This window comes from Marinomonas rhizomae (assembly GCF_003315485.1).
Classification (GTDB): domain Bacteria; phylum Pseudomonadota; class Gammaproteobacteria; order Pseudomonadales; family Marinomonadaceae; genus Marinomonas; species Marinomonas rhizomae.
Map to the genome: position 1 here is coordinate 386,513 of NZ_QNSE01000001.1, position 15,837 is coordinate 402,349.

14 protein-coding genes are annotated in these 15,837 nt (G+C 42.6%); 10 read left to right on the plus strand and 4 right to left on the minus strand.

Features of this window, described 5'->3' with window-relative positions; translation table 11 throughout:
* Nucleotides 1-35: 35 nt before the first annotated feature.
* Genes DFP80_RS01715 through dnaQ form a run of 3 tightly spaced genes read left to right on the plus strand, consistent with a single transcriptional unit; the run spans nt 36 to nt 1,926 of the window.
* Nucleotides 36-776: a class I SAM-dependent methyltransferase gene (locus DFP80_RS01715; RefSeq protein WP_113915085.1), complete on the plus strand. Its 741-nt coding sequence runs from the start codon at nt 36-38 to the stop codon at nt 774-776.
* Entirely contained in the window at nt 773-1,216 is a 444-nt protein-coding gene (rnhA, locus tag DFP80_RS01720; protein ID WP_198135050.1) for a ribonuclease HI, read from the plus strand. Before DFP80_RS01715 ends, rnhA begins: the two co-directional genes overlap by 4 nt.
* Nucleotides 1,213-1,926: a DNA polymerase III subunit epsilon gene (gene dnaQ, locus DFP80_RS01725; RefSeq protein ID WP_113915086.1), complete on the plus strand. Its 714-nt coding sequence runs from the start codon at nt 1,213-1,215 to the stop codon at nt 1,924-1,926. Before rnhA ends, dnaQ begins: the two co-directional genes overlap by 4 nt.
* 77 nt (nt 1,927-2,003) lie before the next feature.
* Here dnaQ and nhaB read toward each other — a convergent pair whose 3' ends face one another.
* Entirely contained in the window at nt 2,004-3,506 is a 1,503-nt protein-coding gene (gene nhaB / locus DFP80_RS01730; protein ID WP_113915087.1) for a sodium/proton antiporter NhaB, read from the minus strand.
* Between the two features lie 249 nt (nt 3,507-3,755).
* On the opposite strand from nhaB, the gene sohB reads away from it, so the two are divergent.
* Nucleotides 3,756-4,802 (plus strand): protease SohB, encoded by a 1,047-nt coding sequence (gene sohB / locus DFP80_RS01735; RefSeq protein WP_113915088.1) that lies wholly within the window; start codon nt 3,756-3,758, stop codon nt 4,800-4,802.
* Between the two features lie 97 nt (nt 4,803-4,899).
* On the opposite strand, the gene DFP80_RS01740 is transcribed toward sohB, so the two are convergent.
* The 3 genes from DFP80_RS01740 to folX are packed head-to-tail and all read right to left on the minus strand — an operon-like array spanning nt 4,900 to nt 9,489.
* The gene (locus tag DFP80_RS01740; RefSeq protein WP_113915089.1) at nt 4,900-5,703 is read right to left on the minus strand and encodes a hypothetical protein; all 804 of its coding nucleotides are present in this window, start codon (nt 5,701-5,703) and stop codon (nt 4,900-4,902) included.
* Nucleotides 5,700-9,113 (minus strand): transcription-repair coupling factor, encoded by a 3,414-nt coding sequence (gene mfd / locus DFP80_RS01745; protein WP_113915090.1) that lies wholly within the window; start codon nt 9,111-9,113, stop codon nt 5,700-5,702. Before mfd ends, DFP80_RS01740 begins: the two co-directional genes overlap by 4 nt.
* Nucleotides 9,114-9,120: 7 nt before the next feature.
* Nucleotides 9,121-9,489 (minus strand): dihydroneopterin triphosphate 2'-epimerase, encoded by a 369-nt coding sequence (folX, locus tag DFP80_RS01750; RefSeq protein WP_175020638.1) that lies wholly within the window; start codon nt 9,487-9,489, stop codon nt 9,121-9,123.
* Nucleotides 9,490-9,932: 443 nt separating this feature from the next.
* Between folX and DFP80_RS01755 the strand changes: the two genes are divergently transcribed.
* Genes DFP80_RS01755 through nqrF form a run of 6 tightly spaced genes read left to right on the plus strand, consistent with a single transcriptional unit; the run spans nt 9,933 to nt 15,800 of the window.
* Nucleotides 9,933-11,270, plus strand: a complete 1,338-nt coding sequence (locus tag DFP80_RS01755; protein ID WP_113915133.1) for a Na(+)-translocating NADH-quinone reductase subunit A — start codon at nt 9,933-9,935, stop codon at nt 11,268-11,270.
* 3 nt (nt 11,271-11,273) lie between these two features.
* Entirely contained in the window at nt 11,274-12,470 is a 1,197-nt protein-coding gene (locus DFP80_RS01760; RefSeq protein ID WP_113915091.1) for an NADH:ubiquinone reductase (Na(+)-transporting) subunit B, read from the plus strand.
* Nucleotides 12,463-13,260 (plus strand): Na(+)-translocating NADH-quinone reductase subunit C, encoded by a 798-nt coding sequence (locus tag DFP80_RS01765; protein WP_113915092.1) that lies wholly within the window; start codon nt 12,463-12,465, stop codon nt 13,258-13,260. The genes DFP80_RS01760 and DFP80_RS01765 overlap by 8 nt, the downstream gene beginning before the upstream one ends.
* On the plus strand, nt 13,260-13,922 hold the full coding sequence (locus DFP80_RS01770; RefSeq protein ID WP_113915093.1) for an NADH:ubiquinone reductase (Na(+)-transporting) subunit D: 663 nt from the start codon (nt 13,260-13,262) through the stop codon (nt 13,920-13,922). Before DFP80_RS01765 ends, DFP80_RS01770 begins: the two co-directional genes overlap by 1 nt.
* A complete protein-coding gene (nqrE, locus tag DFP80_RS01775; RefSeq protein WP_012069424.1) occupies nt 13,923-14,531 on the plus strand; it encodes an NADH:ubiquinone reductase (Na(+)-transporting) subunit E in 609 nt (202 codons plus the stop codon).
* Between the two features lie 42 nt (nt 14,532-14,573).
* Nucleotides 14,574-15,800: an NADH:ubiquinone reductase (Na(+)-transporting) subunit F gene (gene nqrF / locus DFP80_RS01780; protein WP_113915094.1), complete on the plus strand. Its 1,227-nt coding sequence runs from the start codon at nt 14,574-14,576 to the stop codon at nt 15,798-15,800.
* Nucleotides 15,801-15,837 lie beyond the last annotated feature (37 nt).

Here is a 15,837-nt window from a genome sequence, read left to right on the forward strand (position 1 = left end):
CGCAGTCATACCGTTTTATAAAGAGAATTCATTGTATGTTGGATGATCAATCAAGACAATTTTTTCAAAATTGGTACAAAAGTAACTTAGGCGATAGCCTGTTGCAATTAGAGTTGGGCGAAATAGCCTCTGAACTTGATTCTGCGGTGGGTTACTATTTAGTGAGTCAATCTCCTCTAAGAGACTTCCCTTTAGAGAACCACCGATTGCGAGAAAGTATTTTAATTGCCCCTGTTTTAGAGTTTGGCGCTCCTAGTAATACCATTGTGGCTAGAGCAAGTGAATTGCCCTTTGAGTCAGATGGTGTCGATGTGCACATATTTCATCACACGTTAGATATTTCCGCGACCCCTCATGATGATCTAAGGGAAGCGGCAAGAACATTACTGCCTAGCGGGAAACTGATTATCATTGGTTTTAACCCTTGGAGTCTATGGGGGGGTAGGCGCTTGTTCTCCAAGAAAGTTAAGGCTCCTTGGTGCGGACATTTTATTGCACATCAGCGTTTGGAGGATTGGCTTAAAGTGGCGGGTCTAACGCTAGAGTCAAAACGATTTGTTTATTATGAACCGCCTCTGCAAAGTGGTAAGTGGCGGTCACGTTTTGCTTGGCTTGATAAGTTGCTGAAACCACTTAAATTGCCTTTTAGTGGTGTATATGTGATGACAGCTACCAAGCAAGTAAGGCGTTTTATCCCATTAAAACCTCGTTGGTCTGGGGCTCGAGTAAGAGTGCCGCCATTATCAAAACCAACAGCAAAAGAGATGAAAGAGTGAAAAAGGTAATAATGTATACGGATGGTGCTTGTAAGGGGAACCCTGGCATCGGTGGCTGGGGAGCTTGGCTTACTTTTGGCGAACATGAAAAGCACCTATGTGGTGGTGAGCATGACACAACCAATAATCGAATGGAGCTTATGGGGGCAATAGAAGGCCTGCGTGCATTGAAGGAGAAATGTTCTGTAACACTTTATACCGATTCCTCTTATGTGCAAAAGGGAATTACGGAATGGTTAGCGGGTTGGAAGCGAAAAGGCTGGATGACAGCGTCTAAGCAGCCGGTTAAAAATAAAGACCTCTGGCAAGCCTTGGATGAACAATGCCAATATCACGAAGTAACTTGGAAGTGGGTGAAAGGTCATGCAGGTATAGAAGGTAACGAAATTGCCGACCAATTGGCGAATAAAGGTATTGATGAATTGAGGGCTGCATCATGAGGCAGGTAGTGCTCGATACGGAAACAACAGGTATTGACCCAAAACAAGGGCATCGAATTATTGAAATCGGTTGCGTGGAAATGATTGGTCGTAAGCTGACTAAGCGACATTTTCACGTTTACATCAATCCCGATAGAGAGGTGGAAGAGGAAGCCTTTCGTGTTCACGGGATCAGTAACGAATTTCTGGCTGACAAACCACGTTTTCATGAGATTGCTCAAGAATTTTTTGATTTCATAAAGGGGGCTGAGCTTATTATCCATAACGCGCCGTTTGATATTGGTTTTATGGATCATGAGTTTGCTCGGATTGGTGGTTATCCAAAAACAGCAGAAGTTTGTGGTGTGTTTGATAGTTTGGTTTATGCCCGTAAAAAGCATCCAGGGCAGAAAAATAACCTAGATATTTTGTGTAGACGTTACGGTATTGATAACTCGCATCGTGAATTACACGGCGCACTTTTAGACTCGGAAATTCTTGCTGACGTTTACCTGTTGATGACAGGCGGTCAAACTAGCCTTGGTCTTGCCAGTAACTCTGAATCAGATTCTAAACAAGAGGGTGGTGTAGAGGAAATTCGTCGGCTTTCACAAGAGCGCCCGCCATTGAAAGTTATTAGAGCAAGTGAAGAAGAACTAAAAATTCATGAAGAGCGTTTAGATTTGATTGATAAAAAATCAGGTCAGTCGCTATGGCGGGTTAAGCACTAGGATTATTAGTCGATGAGTTGACGATAAAAAAGCCCTCCTGTGAAGTGAGGGCTTTTTTGTTTGTTTAGGGTGGTGGATTATAAAAGGTAGACCACACACAGTCCGCCGACAAGACTCAAAACTATCGTGTAAGGCAGAGCCATCCAGACCATTTTCCCGTAAGACAGGCGAAGCAATGGTGCAATCGCTGACGTTAATAAGAATAGGAAGGCTGCTTGGCCATTTGGTGTCGCGACACTTGGAAGGTTCGTGCCTGTATTCACCGCAACGGCGAGTTTATCAAAGTGTTCACGAGTGATAGTGCCTGCATCTAGAGCGGCTTTAATTTCATTGATATACACGGTTGCCACAAAGACGTTATCACTGATTGCTGAAAGTAAGCCGTTGGCCATGAATAGCATGATAGGTTGGCTGTCCGTTGGCATATTGAGGACTACGTCAATCACAGGCTGGAAGAGGTGTTGAGAATGTATAACAGATACGACAGTGAAAAACACTACTAGTAGTGCTGTAAAGGGCAGCGACTCTTCAAATGCATGCCCGATGCGGTGCTCCTCAATAATACCGTTGAACGAAGTTAATAGAACAATAACCATTAGACCTACTAGGCCTACTTCTGCAACATGGAAAGCAAGGGATAGCACTAGAACAATAGCCACAATGCCCTGAATAATAAGTTGTGCCTTAGTTTTATTTGTGTGCTTTTGGCTTTCTTCTTTTTCAAAGTTGTTCAGGATATCTCGAACGGTATCGGGTAGTTGAGCACCGTAGTCAAACCACGCTGTTTTTTCTAGGACTACAACCGTTAGTAGGCCGCAAATTAAAACAGGTATTGATACTGGGGCAACATAAAGAAAAAACTCTCCAAAATTCCAGCCTGCTACTTTAGCAATTAGTAGGTTTTGAGGTTCGCCCACTAGAGTAGCAACGCCACCTAGAGCGGTACCCACCGCACCGTGCATTAATAAATCCCTTAAAAACGAGCGGAACTCGTTTAAGTCTTCTGTATTGACGGGCAAAATTGAATCGTCTTTTCCGTGGTCATGGTTTTTATTTGAACTTTGACCTGAAGCGGCCTTATGGTAAACCGAATAAAAACCGACACCTACACTGATAAGGACCGCTGTAACAGTGAGCGCATCCAAAAATGCAGAAAGCACCGCGGCAGAGAAACTAAAAATCAACGAAATTACGATCTTGGATTTAATTTTTACTAACAGCTTATTGAAGATAAATAGCAGCATATCTTTCATGAAGTAAATGCCAGCGACCATGAACATCAATAGCAAGATAACTTCAATATTATGAGAAACCTCAGTGTAGACCCCTTCCGGTGTCGTAAGGCCAAGCACAACTGCCTCAATGGCAAGCAATCCGCCAGGTTGTAGCGGGTAGCATTTAAGTGCCATTGCTAATGTAAAAATAAACTCAATAATTAATAGCCAGCCTGCGACAAATGGCCCTAAAACAACTAAGACAATAGGGTTAATAATCAAAAAGGCTAAGATTATCTGTTTGTACCAAAGTGGTGAGGCACCGAGGAAGTTCCTTCCAAACGCTTGCGATAGTGAGGTTTTCATTAATAGCTCCTTCATAGAAAGGCACTGAAATGTGCAAAAAAAATTAACAAGATTTTTCTGTTATTTCAGCGTCTCAGAAGAATCTTGTTAGCTCTCTTATACTTGTTTTATTTAGGAGGCTTTTTCAAAGTGTGCAGATAATAAGGCATATAAGAGACAGTATCTATAGAGAATTATCATGAAAAGAGATTGTTATTTGCAAAAATACCCCCAATATGCCAAGAACTTATGATTATTTAGAGGAAAGTAATGTTGGAATTTTTAGCTGATTACGCTGGCTTTTTATTGAAGTTGGTAAGTGTTGCCTTGGTTATTGGGTTTCTTTTGGCTGCCTTGTCGAGTGGAAAACGTAAGTCGCAACAACCTGGTAGTTTGTCTGTTACAAAATTGAATGAAAACTACGATGCTATGAAAGCTGAGCTAGATAATCAGCTGCTTGATAAAAAAGTCCTTAAAAATTTAGCTAAAGACAAAAAGAAAAAAGAAAAACTGGAAAAGAAAGCGCTAAAAAAAGCACCTAAAGAAGCTGAAGAGGTCGCTAAAAAGCGCCTCTATGTTTTGGATTTTGATGGAGATATAAAGGCCTCGGCTGTTGAAACCATGCGCGAAGAGATTACGGCTGTTTTGAGTGTTGCTAAACCGCAGGATGAAGTGGTGGTGCGTCTAGAAAGTGGTGGTGGTGTTGTGCATGGTTATGGCTTAGCGGCATCACAATTACAGCGTATTCGTGAAAGTAATATTCCATTAACGGTTTGTGTTGATAAAGTCGCTGCTAGTGGTGGTTATATGATGGCGTGTGTTGCTGATAAAATTATTGCTGCACCCTTTGCGATTCTTGGCTCTATTGGTGTGGTTGCGCAAGTGCCGAATGTGCATAGATTGCTTGATAAAAGTTTGATTGATGTTGAGCTTCACACCGCGGGTAAATACAAGCGTACATTAACGATGTTGGGTGAAAATACCGATGAAGGTCGAGAAAAGTTCAAGCAAGATCTAGAGGATACGCACGGTTTGTTTAAGCGCTTCGTTTCCAGTCAGCGTCCTCAGTTGGATATTGAGGATATTGCGACGGGCGATACTTGGTATGGTTCTGAGGCAGTAGATAATAAACTGATTGATTTGGTAATGACCAGTGATGCGTACTTAATTTCTCATTATGACAATGCTGAAGTGATACAGGTTACTTATAAGCAGCCAAAAGGTATGGCTGAGCGTTTAGGTTTGTCTTTCTTTTCCGCGTTAGAGCAAAAGGCGCTGTCTTGGGTTGGGAAAATAACTCAGTCTCGAGGTTATTAAGCCATAAACCAGAATTTGTTGTAAAAATGGTGTTAACAAAAAAGAGTGGTATGTGATGCATCCCACTCTTTTTTTATTAACTTGCTTTTATTGCTGTCTATTTTTTTAGCTCATTGGTGCTTTGTAGAGAATCATAGGTCAGGCTTCTTCCTGTTTCGGGTGAAACTGATTGCTCTGCAACTCTCTCAATCGCGTCCTCTAATTCGATAGGTTCAAAATATAGTAATGTGCCAATCGTTGGGTGATCTAGGTAGTTTACTTTTTTGCTCGCTGTTTTATTGCTTTGGTTTAATGTTAATACTAATGCTGGCTCGAATTCTTTGAGTTCAGTCTCTAATTCTGGTTCTGTTGTCTGTTGTGAGACAAAGGGGCTTATGTTTGTTTGAGGGGGATTTTGATTGTCTTGTTCTAGGATTGTATCTGATTGAGTGTATCTATCAAATAAATAGTGCTTGTATTGGATATCTGATTCTAAATAGCGCCCAAGTTTTATGGCGATGTTGGCGGTCAATTCGGGGTAGCCATCTTTCTCTTGGTGGCTATGAAAGGATTTTTTGATAGTGTCTCCTGGAAACCTGAAAATAAGCGTCCATTTTTGATTGGCTAATATAGTGACGTGTTGGTCCAGCTTTTCTTCGATATTGCCAAAAGGAGTGGGCTGACCTGTATTGCTGTCTTGGTCGTCGATAGCGCTTTCTTCTCCTGTGAGGCGAACAAGGTTTTCGCTAGAGAGCACATTTTTATAATCAACTTCTTCTTTGGTCAGGGCTTCAGGCCACAAAAATGTTACCAAATAGCCCTCATAGGCTCTGGCTGTATCTGGATTAATTTTCTCGTCTTCAGCAAAAGTGCGAGTGCTGAGTAAAGCTAGGGATAGGAAGATAACGATTAGCGATTTCAATGTAATAATTCCAAAGTCATTGTCGTTTGTTGGAAGCGCTCTTCTGCATTATGCATTGAGGCTAAAAATTTCAATGTATCAGAGCCAACCAGTTTATAGGTGTCGGGCTTTGTTTGAATAAGTTTAATTAATTTCATCGGGTCGACTGGTGTTTTGCTACCAAAATAGATTTTACCTTCTTTGGCATTGGCTTCAATCTTATTAATCCCAAGGCTTTCGGCTTTTAGTTTTAGCTCTGTTTGACGAAACAAGTTCTTCGTTGCCTCGGGCAGGAGCCCAAAGCGGTCAATCATTTCCACTTGAAGATCTTTTAATTCTTCACTACTTTTTGCACTGGCAATACGTTTATATAGAATCAAACGTGAATGTACATCACCTAAATACTCTTCTGGAATAAGCGCAGGAACTCGTAAGTTTACGTCAGTTTGTGCTGGTGATGTAATGTCTATGTCTGGAGATTCGCCATTTTTAAGGGATTTTACTGCTCGGTCGAGCATGTCCATAAACAGAGAAAAGCCAACATGTTCAATGTGTCCACTTTGACCGTCGCCTAACAATTCACCTGTACCGCGTATTTCTAAATCGTGAGTGGCCAATGTAAACCCTGCGCCAAGTGTGTCGGCAAGTGTTATGGCTTCCAGGCGTTTTTCTGCGTCACCTGTGACCTTGCGGTCATTTGGTGTTAGCAAGTAGGCATAGGCTTGATGGTGTGATCGGCCGACTCGACCGCGCAATTGATGCAGTTGTGCCAAGCCAAACTTATCTGCTCGCTCAATAATAATGGTGTTGGCGTTTGGAATGTCTATGCCTGTTTCTATAATGGTTGAGCAGACGAGAACGTTCGCTCTTTTATGGTAGAAGTCTGACATGACTTGCTCCAGCTCTCTTTCACGCATCTGGCCGTGACCCACAATCACGCGAGCTTCTGGTATTAATTCTTCCAACTCTTGTGCGGTTTTTTGGATGGTTTGTACTTCATTATGTAAGTAATAAACCTGTCCGCCACGGTGAAGCTCTCGTAAAATGGCTTCTTTTATTTGGTGTTCGTCTTTTTGCTTTACGAAGGTTTTTACGGACAAGCGTTTGGCTGGTGGTGTGGCGATGATAGATAAATCACGGATGCCGGACAGTGACATATTTAGCGTTCGAGGAATTGGTGTCGCGGTCAGTGTTAATATATCAACTTCAGCTCGTAACGCTTTGAATTGTTCTTTCTGTTTGACTCCGAAGCGATGTTCTTCGTCGATAATAACCAGGCCTAAATTGGCAAACTTGATGTCACTTTGAATAAGTTTATGAGTGCCAACAACTATGTCGGCTTTACCAGACTCTAGTCGATCAATAGATGTGTTAGATTGCTTGCCTGAGCGGAAGCGAGATAAGAGTTCGATCTCTACAGGCCAATCGGCAAAGCGGTCGCAAAAATTCTCATAGTGTTGTTGAGCCAGTAGCGTGGTTGGGACCAAAACGGCCACTTGTTTGCCATCTTGAACTGCTAGAAAAGCGGCTCGCATGGCAACTTCTGTTTTGCCAAAACCAACGTCGCCACAAACCAATCGATCCATTGGTTTTTTAGTCGACATATCTGCCATAACAGCATCTATCGCCATTTGTTGATCAGGTGTTTCTTCAAACGGGAAGCCCGCAGAAAAGAGTTCATATTGATCATCTGGTTTAGCGAAAGAGTAACCGACTCTGGCCTCACGTTTTGCGTATATTTCCAGTAATTCTGCCGCGGTATCGCGAGCTTTTTCGGCGGCTTTTTGTTTTGCAACGCTCCATTTGTCGGTGCCGAGTTTGTGTAGTGGCGCGGTATCTTCATCGGCGCCTGTGTATCTGGAAATTAACTGCAAAGACGAAACGGGCACATAGAGCTTGGCGTCGTTAGCGTAGCCAAGTGTGAGAAGCTCTGTTTCTTGCCCGTCTATTTCCAGGTTGGTGAGTCCCAAATAGCGACCCACACCATGATCTATATGGACGACAGGAGCGTTTAGCCTTAGCTCGGTGAGATTGCGAATGATCGCATCCTCACTGATATTGTTTTGTTTGTTGCGACGGCGATGTTGAGATACTCGCTCGCCTAATATTTCACTTTCAGGTATGAGCGCAAGTTTTTCGCCAATGATAAAGCCTCGCCCAATATTGCCTTCGGTGATAGCGAGTGATTTTGTTGATTTGGTAAAGGCTTCCCAACTATCAACTTGTTTCGGCTTTATGTTGTGCTTTTTCAATAGGTCGAGTAGAGCTTCTCGGCGACCGGCAGACTCGGCGACAATTAATACTCTGGTCGATGTCTTGGTTAGAAAGTCTTGCAGTTTGCCAAGTGGTTGGGCTGCCTTCGAATCAATTTTAACGGTATCAAGCGCTTTGTAGTTCGGGTGATCGCCAGCAGCTGAAAAAATGATGCTCGTGTATTGGTTTAGTTGCGAAAACAGCTCATCTTCTCGTAAGCAGATCTCATCAGGCTTTAATATGGGGCGCTCGATGTTGTAATTGAGAGATTCGTGTCGACTGCGGAAGTCTAGTTGGATGCTGGCAAATTGATCATTAAAGTTGTCTGAGCGAATGATAAGTGCATTGTCTGGTAGATACTCAAAAATGCTTGCCGTTTTTTCAAAAAACAAGGGTAGATAGTATTCGATTCCTGCAGGTATGATGCCGCTGGAGATGTCTTGGTATATTGGGCTGGACAGTGGGTTGGTTTCAAATCGCTCTCTAAAGGCTTGGCGAAACTGCTGAATTCCCTGAGATGTGGTTGGAAACTCTTTTGCAGGAAGCATCTTTATTTCTGAAACTTTACTAATGCTGCGTTGGGTTTCTGGATCAAACCAGCGAATCGACTCAATTTCATTGTCGAACCAATCTATCCTAATTGGGCTTTCTGCCCCCATAGGGAAAACATCCATTAAGGCACCACGAATGGCGTATTCTCCATGTTCGTGGACATTTTCGACATTTAAGTACCCAGCGTTCGTTAATTTTCTTGAAAGTTGCTCTAAAGGCAGCTCTTGCCCTTCTTTCAAATGAAAACGTTGGGCATCAAGGTGGTGTTTAGGGCAGAGGCGCGTTATACAGGACGCGACCGTAGTGAGCACAATCGGATTTTTCGTTTCGGTAAGCTTAGCCAGTGTTTCTAAACGCTGAGATATGATGTCTTGATGTGGCGAGAAAGCGTCGTATGGTAACGTTTCCCAATCGCTAAACCTCAATATTTCTTTTTTATTTTGATTTAGAAACTGTATTTCATCTTCGAGTTCGTTTAACTCAGCGACTGTGTTGGCCATAAACAAAATAGGCTGTTTATGTTGAGAGGCAATGGCTAGTAATTGTAGTGCTTTTCGGCTGCCGTCTAGGCCGCTGAGCAAATTTTTGAAGCCGGGCTTTTGGGTGATTGATACGGTTTCTGACATGTTAGGTTTATTGTTCTCTAGTGGCGGATAGCGTCAAAGATACAGAGTCTGCAAAACGTAATGCATGTGGTTTTGCAACTTCGATTTTTGCAAAAGTGACGTGGCTTGATGTCATGCATAGTTCCAGTAGCTCTGCGGTTAGTTTTTCGAGCAAAAGAAAGCGGTTGTTTTCAGTGTGGGCTATCATCTCTTTACAGATTGTCCGGTAGTTTACTGCATTCTCTACATTGTCAGTGTCGTATGCTTGGGAGGCAGGATAGTGTATCCAAGCGTTAATCACCACGTCTTGTTTGTTTTGTTTTTCAGATTCATTGAATCCAATATAGGTTCGTAGACGTAGATTCTTAATATGAATTTGAGCTTCTGGTTTGATCATAGTTATGCTTCCGTGTTTAAGCCTATTCATTTGTTAGGCGATATTGTGTCGTTTTCGATCATGTATGGCAACAGACTAAAAATACGGAATAGCGTCGCGCTTTGGATTGCTTTATTTGATTTTAATTCTTACGAAGAAAGTTCATAAGGCAAATTCTGCACTATTATGTAATTAAACAACAAAAAAATGTGATTTTAGTGGTTATAAAATGTGCAATAAGGACATTGTAGTGATTTTAAGTAAAAGTTGGTGCTTAAAAGACAGTCTCGTGAGCTGGTCAATGGAGGGAATGATCTTTATAATACGTCGGTTTTTTGGTGAAGTGAGTTTGCGTTTTACAATTAACTTAATGTTAGTTGTTCGTTCTTGCATGTTTTCCCGGAGGGGGGTAGGAGCATAACGCATTGCGCTTTTTGTGTTCAATTTATTGTTGGGCAGAACATATGTATAAAATTACAAAAGGCCTAGATCTACCGATCTCAGGTGCTCCCAATCAAGTGATTGAGGCGGCTGCTGTCGTAAAAACAGTTGCTGTAATCGGTCCAGACTTTCATGGAATGAAACCCACCATGCTTGTCAAGGAAGGGGATAAGGTCAAGAAAGGTCAAGTTGTTTTTACGGATAAGAAAACGGAAGGTGTTAATTATACCGCTCCTGCTTCTGGTACCGTAATCGAGATTAATCGTGGCGAACGACGTGTATTTCAATCTCTTGTTATTCGTGTTGAAGGCGAAGAATCTGAAACCTTTGCTTCTTATTCCGGTTCTGAGCTGAAGTCTTTAGAACGTAATAAGGTTGTAGACAATCTGGTTGGCTCTGGGTTGTGGACATCATTTCGTACGCGCCCATTCTCAAAAGTTCCTGAGATAGCGTCAGTACCAAATTCTATTTTTGTTACCGCTATTGATACTAATCCTTTAGCGGCTTCTCCTGAAGTTGTGCTTGCTGATCAAGCGGAAGCATTTGCAGATGGCCTTACCGTGTTAACTCGTTTAACAGAAGGTAAGGTTTTTCTATGTAAAGCTGCAGGCGCAAAAATTCCAACAACGTCTGATGTGACGGTTGAGGAATTCTCTGGTGTGCATCCTGCAGGTCTTGCTGGTACGCACATTCATTTCCTTGACTCCGTTAGTGATAAAAAGACTGTTTGGTCTATCAATTACCAAGATGTTGTAGCTATTGGTAAGTTGTTTGTCACTGGTGAATTAAACGTTGATCGAGTGATTTCGTTAGCCGGTCCACAAGTTAAGAAGCCTCGTTTGGTTCGTACTCAAATTGGTGCGAGCTTAGAAGGGTTGTTAGCAGGTGAGCTAGGTGAAGGTGATAATCGAGTTATCTCGGGCTCCGTTCTTTCTGGTCGTAATGCTTTTGGACCGTTTGCTTACTTAGGTCGTTATCACACTCAAGTGTCTGTATTGCTTGAAGGTCGTGAGCGTCAAATGATGCATTATCTTCGTGCGGGCGTAGAAAAACATTCTATTATGAATGTGTTCTTGTCCAAGCTGACGGGGAAAAAGTCATTTGATATGACAACAACGACAAATGGTAGTGATCGTACTATGTTGCCACTTGGCAATTTTGAACGCGTGATGCCACTTGATATTTTGGCAACGCAATTGCTACGTGCGTTAGTTGTGAACGATACAGAGCAGGCTCAAAAGCTTGGTGTACTGGAGTTGGATGAAGAAGATTTGGCTTTGTGTACTTACAGTTGCTCAGGTAAGTTCGAATATGGCCCGATCCTTCGGGATTGCCTAACTCTAATAGAGAAAGAGGGTTAATTCATGGGGCTTAGAAAAGTACTCGATAAAATGGAACCTGAGTTTCACTCAGGTGGAAAATACGAAAAATGGTATGCGCTTTACGAAGCAGTAGACACTATTTTTTACCGCCCAAGTTCTGTGACCAAAAATGGCTCCCATGTTCGTGATGCTGTGGATATGAAGCGCATCATGATTTTAGTATGGATGTGTACATTCCCAGCGATGTTCTTTGGTATGTACAATATTGGCTTGCAAGCCAATACTGCCATGGAAGCAATGGGGGTTGCGCCTGCTGATTCTTGGCGTCATGCCATTATTGGCGGCCTTACTAGCTATAATGCCTCAAGCATTTGGGACAATATGATTTACGGTGCAATGTACTTTTTGCCTGTCTATCTTGTCACTTTTGTTGTTGGCGGTTTCTGGGAAGTGCTGTTTGCTTCTGTACGTAAGCATGAAGTAAACGAAGGTTTCTTTGTGACTTCTATCCTTTTCTCTCTTTCTCTGCCTGCAACTGTGCCTTTGTGGCAAGTGGCTCTTGGTATCACCTTTGGTGTTGTCTTGGCGAAAGAGGTGTTTGGTGGTACAGGTAAAAACTTCTTGAACCCAGCTTTAGCTGGTCGCGCCTTCCTGTTTTTTGCTTATCCAGCGTCCATGTCTGGTGATTCCGTTTGGACTGCAATTGATGGCTTCTCTGGTGCGACGGCATTGAGTCAACTTGCTGCTGATGGTGTTGCTGGCTTAACTGTTGCTTGGTCTGATGCCTTCTTTGGTTTTATTCAAGGCTCAATGGGCGAGACGTCTACTCTTGCTATTCTGATTGGTGGTGGTGCATTGTTAATTATGCGCATCGCTGCTTGGCGAATCGTAGCTGGCGTTATGCTGGGTATGGTGTTGACTTCTGCGTTGTTTAACGCAATTGGTTCAGACACTAACCCTATGTTCTCTACACCTTGGTATTGGCATCTTGTTTTAGGTGGTTTTGCTTTCGGTATGATGTACATGGCAACTGACCCAGTTTCTGCATCAATGACAAACCGTGGTAAGTGGTTTTACGGTGCTCTTATTGGTTTGATGGTTGTGCTGATTCGTGTTGTTAACCCGGCGTACCCTGAAGGTATGATGTTGGCAATTCTGTTTGCGAATTTGTTTGCGCCATTTATTGACCACTTTGTTGTTCAAGCAAACATTAAACGGAGGATTGCACGCAATGGCTAGCAGTAACGATAGTATTAAAAAGACCATTATAGTTGCTTTATCTTTGTGCTTGGTTTGTTCTATTTTTGTTGCAGCCGCAGCGGTAGGTCTTAAGCCTATTCAGAACACCAATAAAGATTTAGACCGCAAACGTAATATTTTGTCTGCCGCAGGTATGCTCGATCCTAGCAAATCTGTTGATGAAATTTTTGAGTCAGTTGAAACGCGCATTGTGAACTTGCAAACAGGTGAATTTGCCACTCAGGCTGAGCTTGATGATGCAGGAATTAAAGCGTCTACTTTTGATCAAAAGGCAGCGGCAAAAGATCCTAGTTTGTCTATTTCACTTAAGGGGAGCGATCCAGCTGGTATCAAACGCCGCTCAAACTTCTCTGCGGTTTACCTTGTAAAGTCTGGCGATAATATCGATCGCATCATTCTGCCGGTGCATGGTTATGGCTTATGGTCAACTATGTACGGTTTTATGGCGTTGAAAAATGACTTCAATACAGTGATTGGTTTCGGCTTTTACGATCAAGCTGAAACGCCTGGATTGGGTGGTGAGGTTGATAATCCAAACTGGAAGGCGTTGTGGAAGGGTAAAGAAGTTTACAACGACCAAGGCCAAGCGGTTATTGAGCTAGCTAAGGGTGGGGTAGATAGTTCTGACCCGAACGCATCTCATAAGGTAGATGGGTTGTCTGGTGCCACTTTGACAAGTCGTGGTGTCACGCACCTTGTTCAATACTGGTTGGGTAAAGAGGGGTTTGGTCCTTTCTTGTCTCATCTTCGTAGCGAAGGAGTTCAATAATGTCTGATGTCAAAAGTGTCCTTTTTGGACCGATTCTATCAAATAACCCGATCGCCTTGCAGATTTTGGGTATTTGTTCTGCTTTGGCGGTAACAAGTAGTTTAAGTGTTAGTTTGGTTATGGCGATTGCTTTGACCCTAGTAACTGCTTTTTCAAACTTCTTTATTGCGATTATTCGAAACCATATCCCTAACAGCATTCGTATCATTGTACAGATGATCATTATTGCGTCTTTGGTTATTGTGGTTGATCAGGTTTTGAAGGCATTTGCTTACGAAATCAGTAAGCAGTTATCTGTATTTGTTGGCTTGATCATCACTAACTGTATCGTAATGGGTCGCGCTGAAGCCTTTGCTATGAAAAATGGCCCAGGCATGAGCTTCCTTGATGGTATTGGTAATGGTTTAGGCTACAGTGCAATGTTGATTGTTGTTGCCTTTTTCCGTGAATTACTTGGTGCTGGTAAGCTATTTGGTGTCGAGATCTTTGCTACTGTTCAGAATGGTGGCTGGTACCAGCCTAATGGTTTGATGTTGCTGCCACCAAGTGCTTTCTTTGTCATTGGCTTGGTTATCTGGGCTTTACGTGCTTACAAAACAGAGCAAGTTGAAGAGCCAGAATTCAAGATTGCAGCGAATTCTCGTTCTCAGGAGGCGCTATAAATGGAACATTTAATAAGTCTATTTGTTAAAGCTGTTTTTGTTGAAAACATGGCTTTAGCTTTCTTCCTTGGTATGTGTACTTTCTTGGCTTTGTCCAAAAAGGTAGAAACAGCAATAGGTTTGGGTATAGCGGTTGTTGTTGTTTTGGCAATTACTGTTCCTCTTAACAATTTGTTGTATAAAAACCTTTTGGCGGATGGGGCTCTTGAGTGGGCCGGTTTGTCTGGGGTTGACCTGAGCTTCCTAGGCCTGTTGAGCTACATTGGTGTTATTGCTGCTGTCGTTCAGATATTAGAAATGACTTTGGATAAATATATGCCTGCGTTATATAACGCGCTTGGTGTGTTTTTGCCACTTATCACAGTTAACTGTGCCATCATGGGTGCTTCTTTGTTCATGGTTGAGCGTGATTACGACTTTGGTGAGAGCGTTGTTTATGGTGTGGGTGCTGGTGTTGGTTGGGCGTTAGCTATTGCTGCGCTTGCTGGTATTCGGGAGAAACTTAAGTATTCAGATGTTCCTGCAGGTCTTCGTGGTCTTGGTATCACGTTTATTACTGTTGGTCTAATGAGCTTAGGTTTTATGTCATTTTCTGGTGTGCAGCTTTAATTAGCTGCCCATTTAGGCAACCAAGAATAAGGTTTAACTAACATGGTCAACTTAGAGATTATTCTAGGTGTGGTGATGTTCACAGCTATCGTGCTTGCGCTAGTGGCAATTATCCTTGCTGCTCGTGCCCGCTTGGTAAGTACTGGTGACGTTACAATCCGCATCAATGGTGAAAAAGAAGTAACAGCGCCTGCTGGTGGAAAGTTGCTTCAAACTTTAGCGAATAGCGGTATTTTTCTATCATCTGCTTGTGGCGGTGGTGGTACTTGTGCCCAGTGTAAATGTAAAGTGACTAGCGGTGGCGGTTCAATGCTTTCCACTGAACAGTCTCATTTTACTCGTCGCGACGAAAAAGAAGGTTACCGTTTGTCATGTCAGGTTTCTGTGAAACAGGATATGGATGTTGAGGTTCCTGAAGAAGTGTTTGGTGTTAAAGCTTGGGATTGTACTGTTGAGTCAAACCCTAACCTAGCTACTTTCATTAAAGAATTGACGTTGAAATTGCCTGAAGGTGAAAACGTTGATTTTCGTGCTGGTGGTTATGTGCAGCTTGAAGCGCCTGCTCACACAGTTCACTACAAAGACTTTGACATTGAAGAAGAATACCGTGGAGACTGGGATAAATTTAACCTTTGGAAATTTGTATCTAAGGTTGATGAAACAGTTATTCGTGCTTATTCAATGGCGAACTATCCGGAAGAAAAAGGCATTGTGAAGTTTAATATTCGTATTGCTTCTCCGCCTCCAGGTAAAGATGATTTACCTCCAGGTCAGATGTCTTCTTATGTGTTTAGCCTTAAGCCTGGCGATAAGATAAAAGTATACGGCCCATTTGGTGAGTTTTTTGCCAAAGATACGGATGCTGAAATGGTGTTTGTTGGTGGTGGTGCTGGTATGGCGCCAATGCGTTCGCACATCTTTGATCAGCTTAAGCGTTTGAATTCGAAACGTAAGATTTCTTTTTGGTACGGTGCGCGCAGTGTGCGTGAGGCTTTCTACAGTGAAGAGTACGATAAGCTTCAAGAAGAGAATGATAACTTCGAATGGCATTTGGCGCTCTCTGATCCTCAGCCTGAAGATAACTGGGAAGGTAAAACAGGTTTTATTCATAACGTTCTTTATGAAAGTTATCTAAAAGACCATCCTGCTCCAGAAGATTGTGAGTTCTACATGTGTGGGCCTCCAATGATGAACGCATCTGTTATCAAGATGTTAGAAGATCTAGGTGTAGAAAAAGAAAACATCCTACTTGATGATTTCGGTGGCTAGCACCTGAATAAAGACCCACCATCTGGTGGGTCTTTAT

Coding starts and splice junctions, on each gene's coding strand:
- DFP80_RS01760 (WP_113915091.1), top strand. CDS start 11,274: ATGGGGCTTAGAAAAGTACTCGATAAAATGGAACCTGAGTTTCACTCA.
- dnaQ (WP_113915086.1), top strand. CDS start 1,213: ATGAGGCAGGTAGTGCTCGATACGGAAACAACAGGTATTGACCCAAAA.
- nhaB (WP_113915087.1), bottom strand. CDS start 3,506: ATGAAAACCTCACTATCGCAAGCGTTTGGAAGGAACTTCCTCGGTGCC.
- nqrF (WP_113915094.1), top strand. CDS start 14,574: ATGGTCAACTTAGAGATTATTCTAGGTGTGGTGATGTTCACAGCTATC.
- mfd (WP_113915090.1), bottom strand. CDS start 9,113: ATGTCAGAAACCGTATCAATCACCCAAAAGCCCGGCTTCAAAAATTTG.
- DFP80_RS01755 (WP_113915133.1), top strand. CDS start 9,933: ATGTATAAAATTACAAAAGGCCTAGATCTACCGATCTCAGGTGCTCCC.
- folX (WP_175020638.1), bottom strand. CDS start 9,489: ATGATCAAACCAGAAGCTCAAATTCATATTAAGAATCTACGTCTACGA.
- DFP80_RS01715 (WP_113915085.1), top strand. CDS start 36: ATGTTGGATGATCAATCAAGACAATTTTTTCAAAATTGGTACAAAAGT.
- nqrE (WP_012069424.1), top strand. CDS start 13,923: ATGGAACATTTAATAAGTCTATTTGTTAAAGCTGTTTTTGTTGAAAAC.
- DFP80_RS01765 (WP_113915092.1), top strand. CDS start 12,463: ATGGCTAGCAGTAACGATAGTATTAAAAAGACCATTATAGTTGCTTTA.
- DFP80_RS01770 (WP_113915093.1), top strand. CDS start 13,260: ATGTCTGATGTCAAAAGTGTCCTTTTTGGACCGATTCTATCAAATAAC.
- sohB (WP_113915088.1), top strand. CDS start 3,756: ATGTTGGAATTTTTAGCTGATTACGCTGGCTTTTTATTGAAGTTGGTA.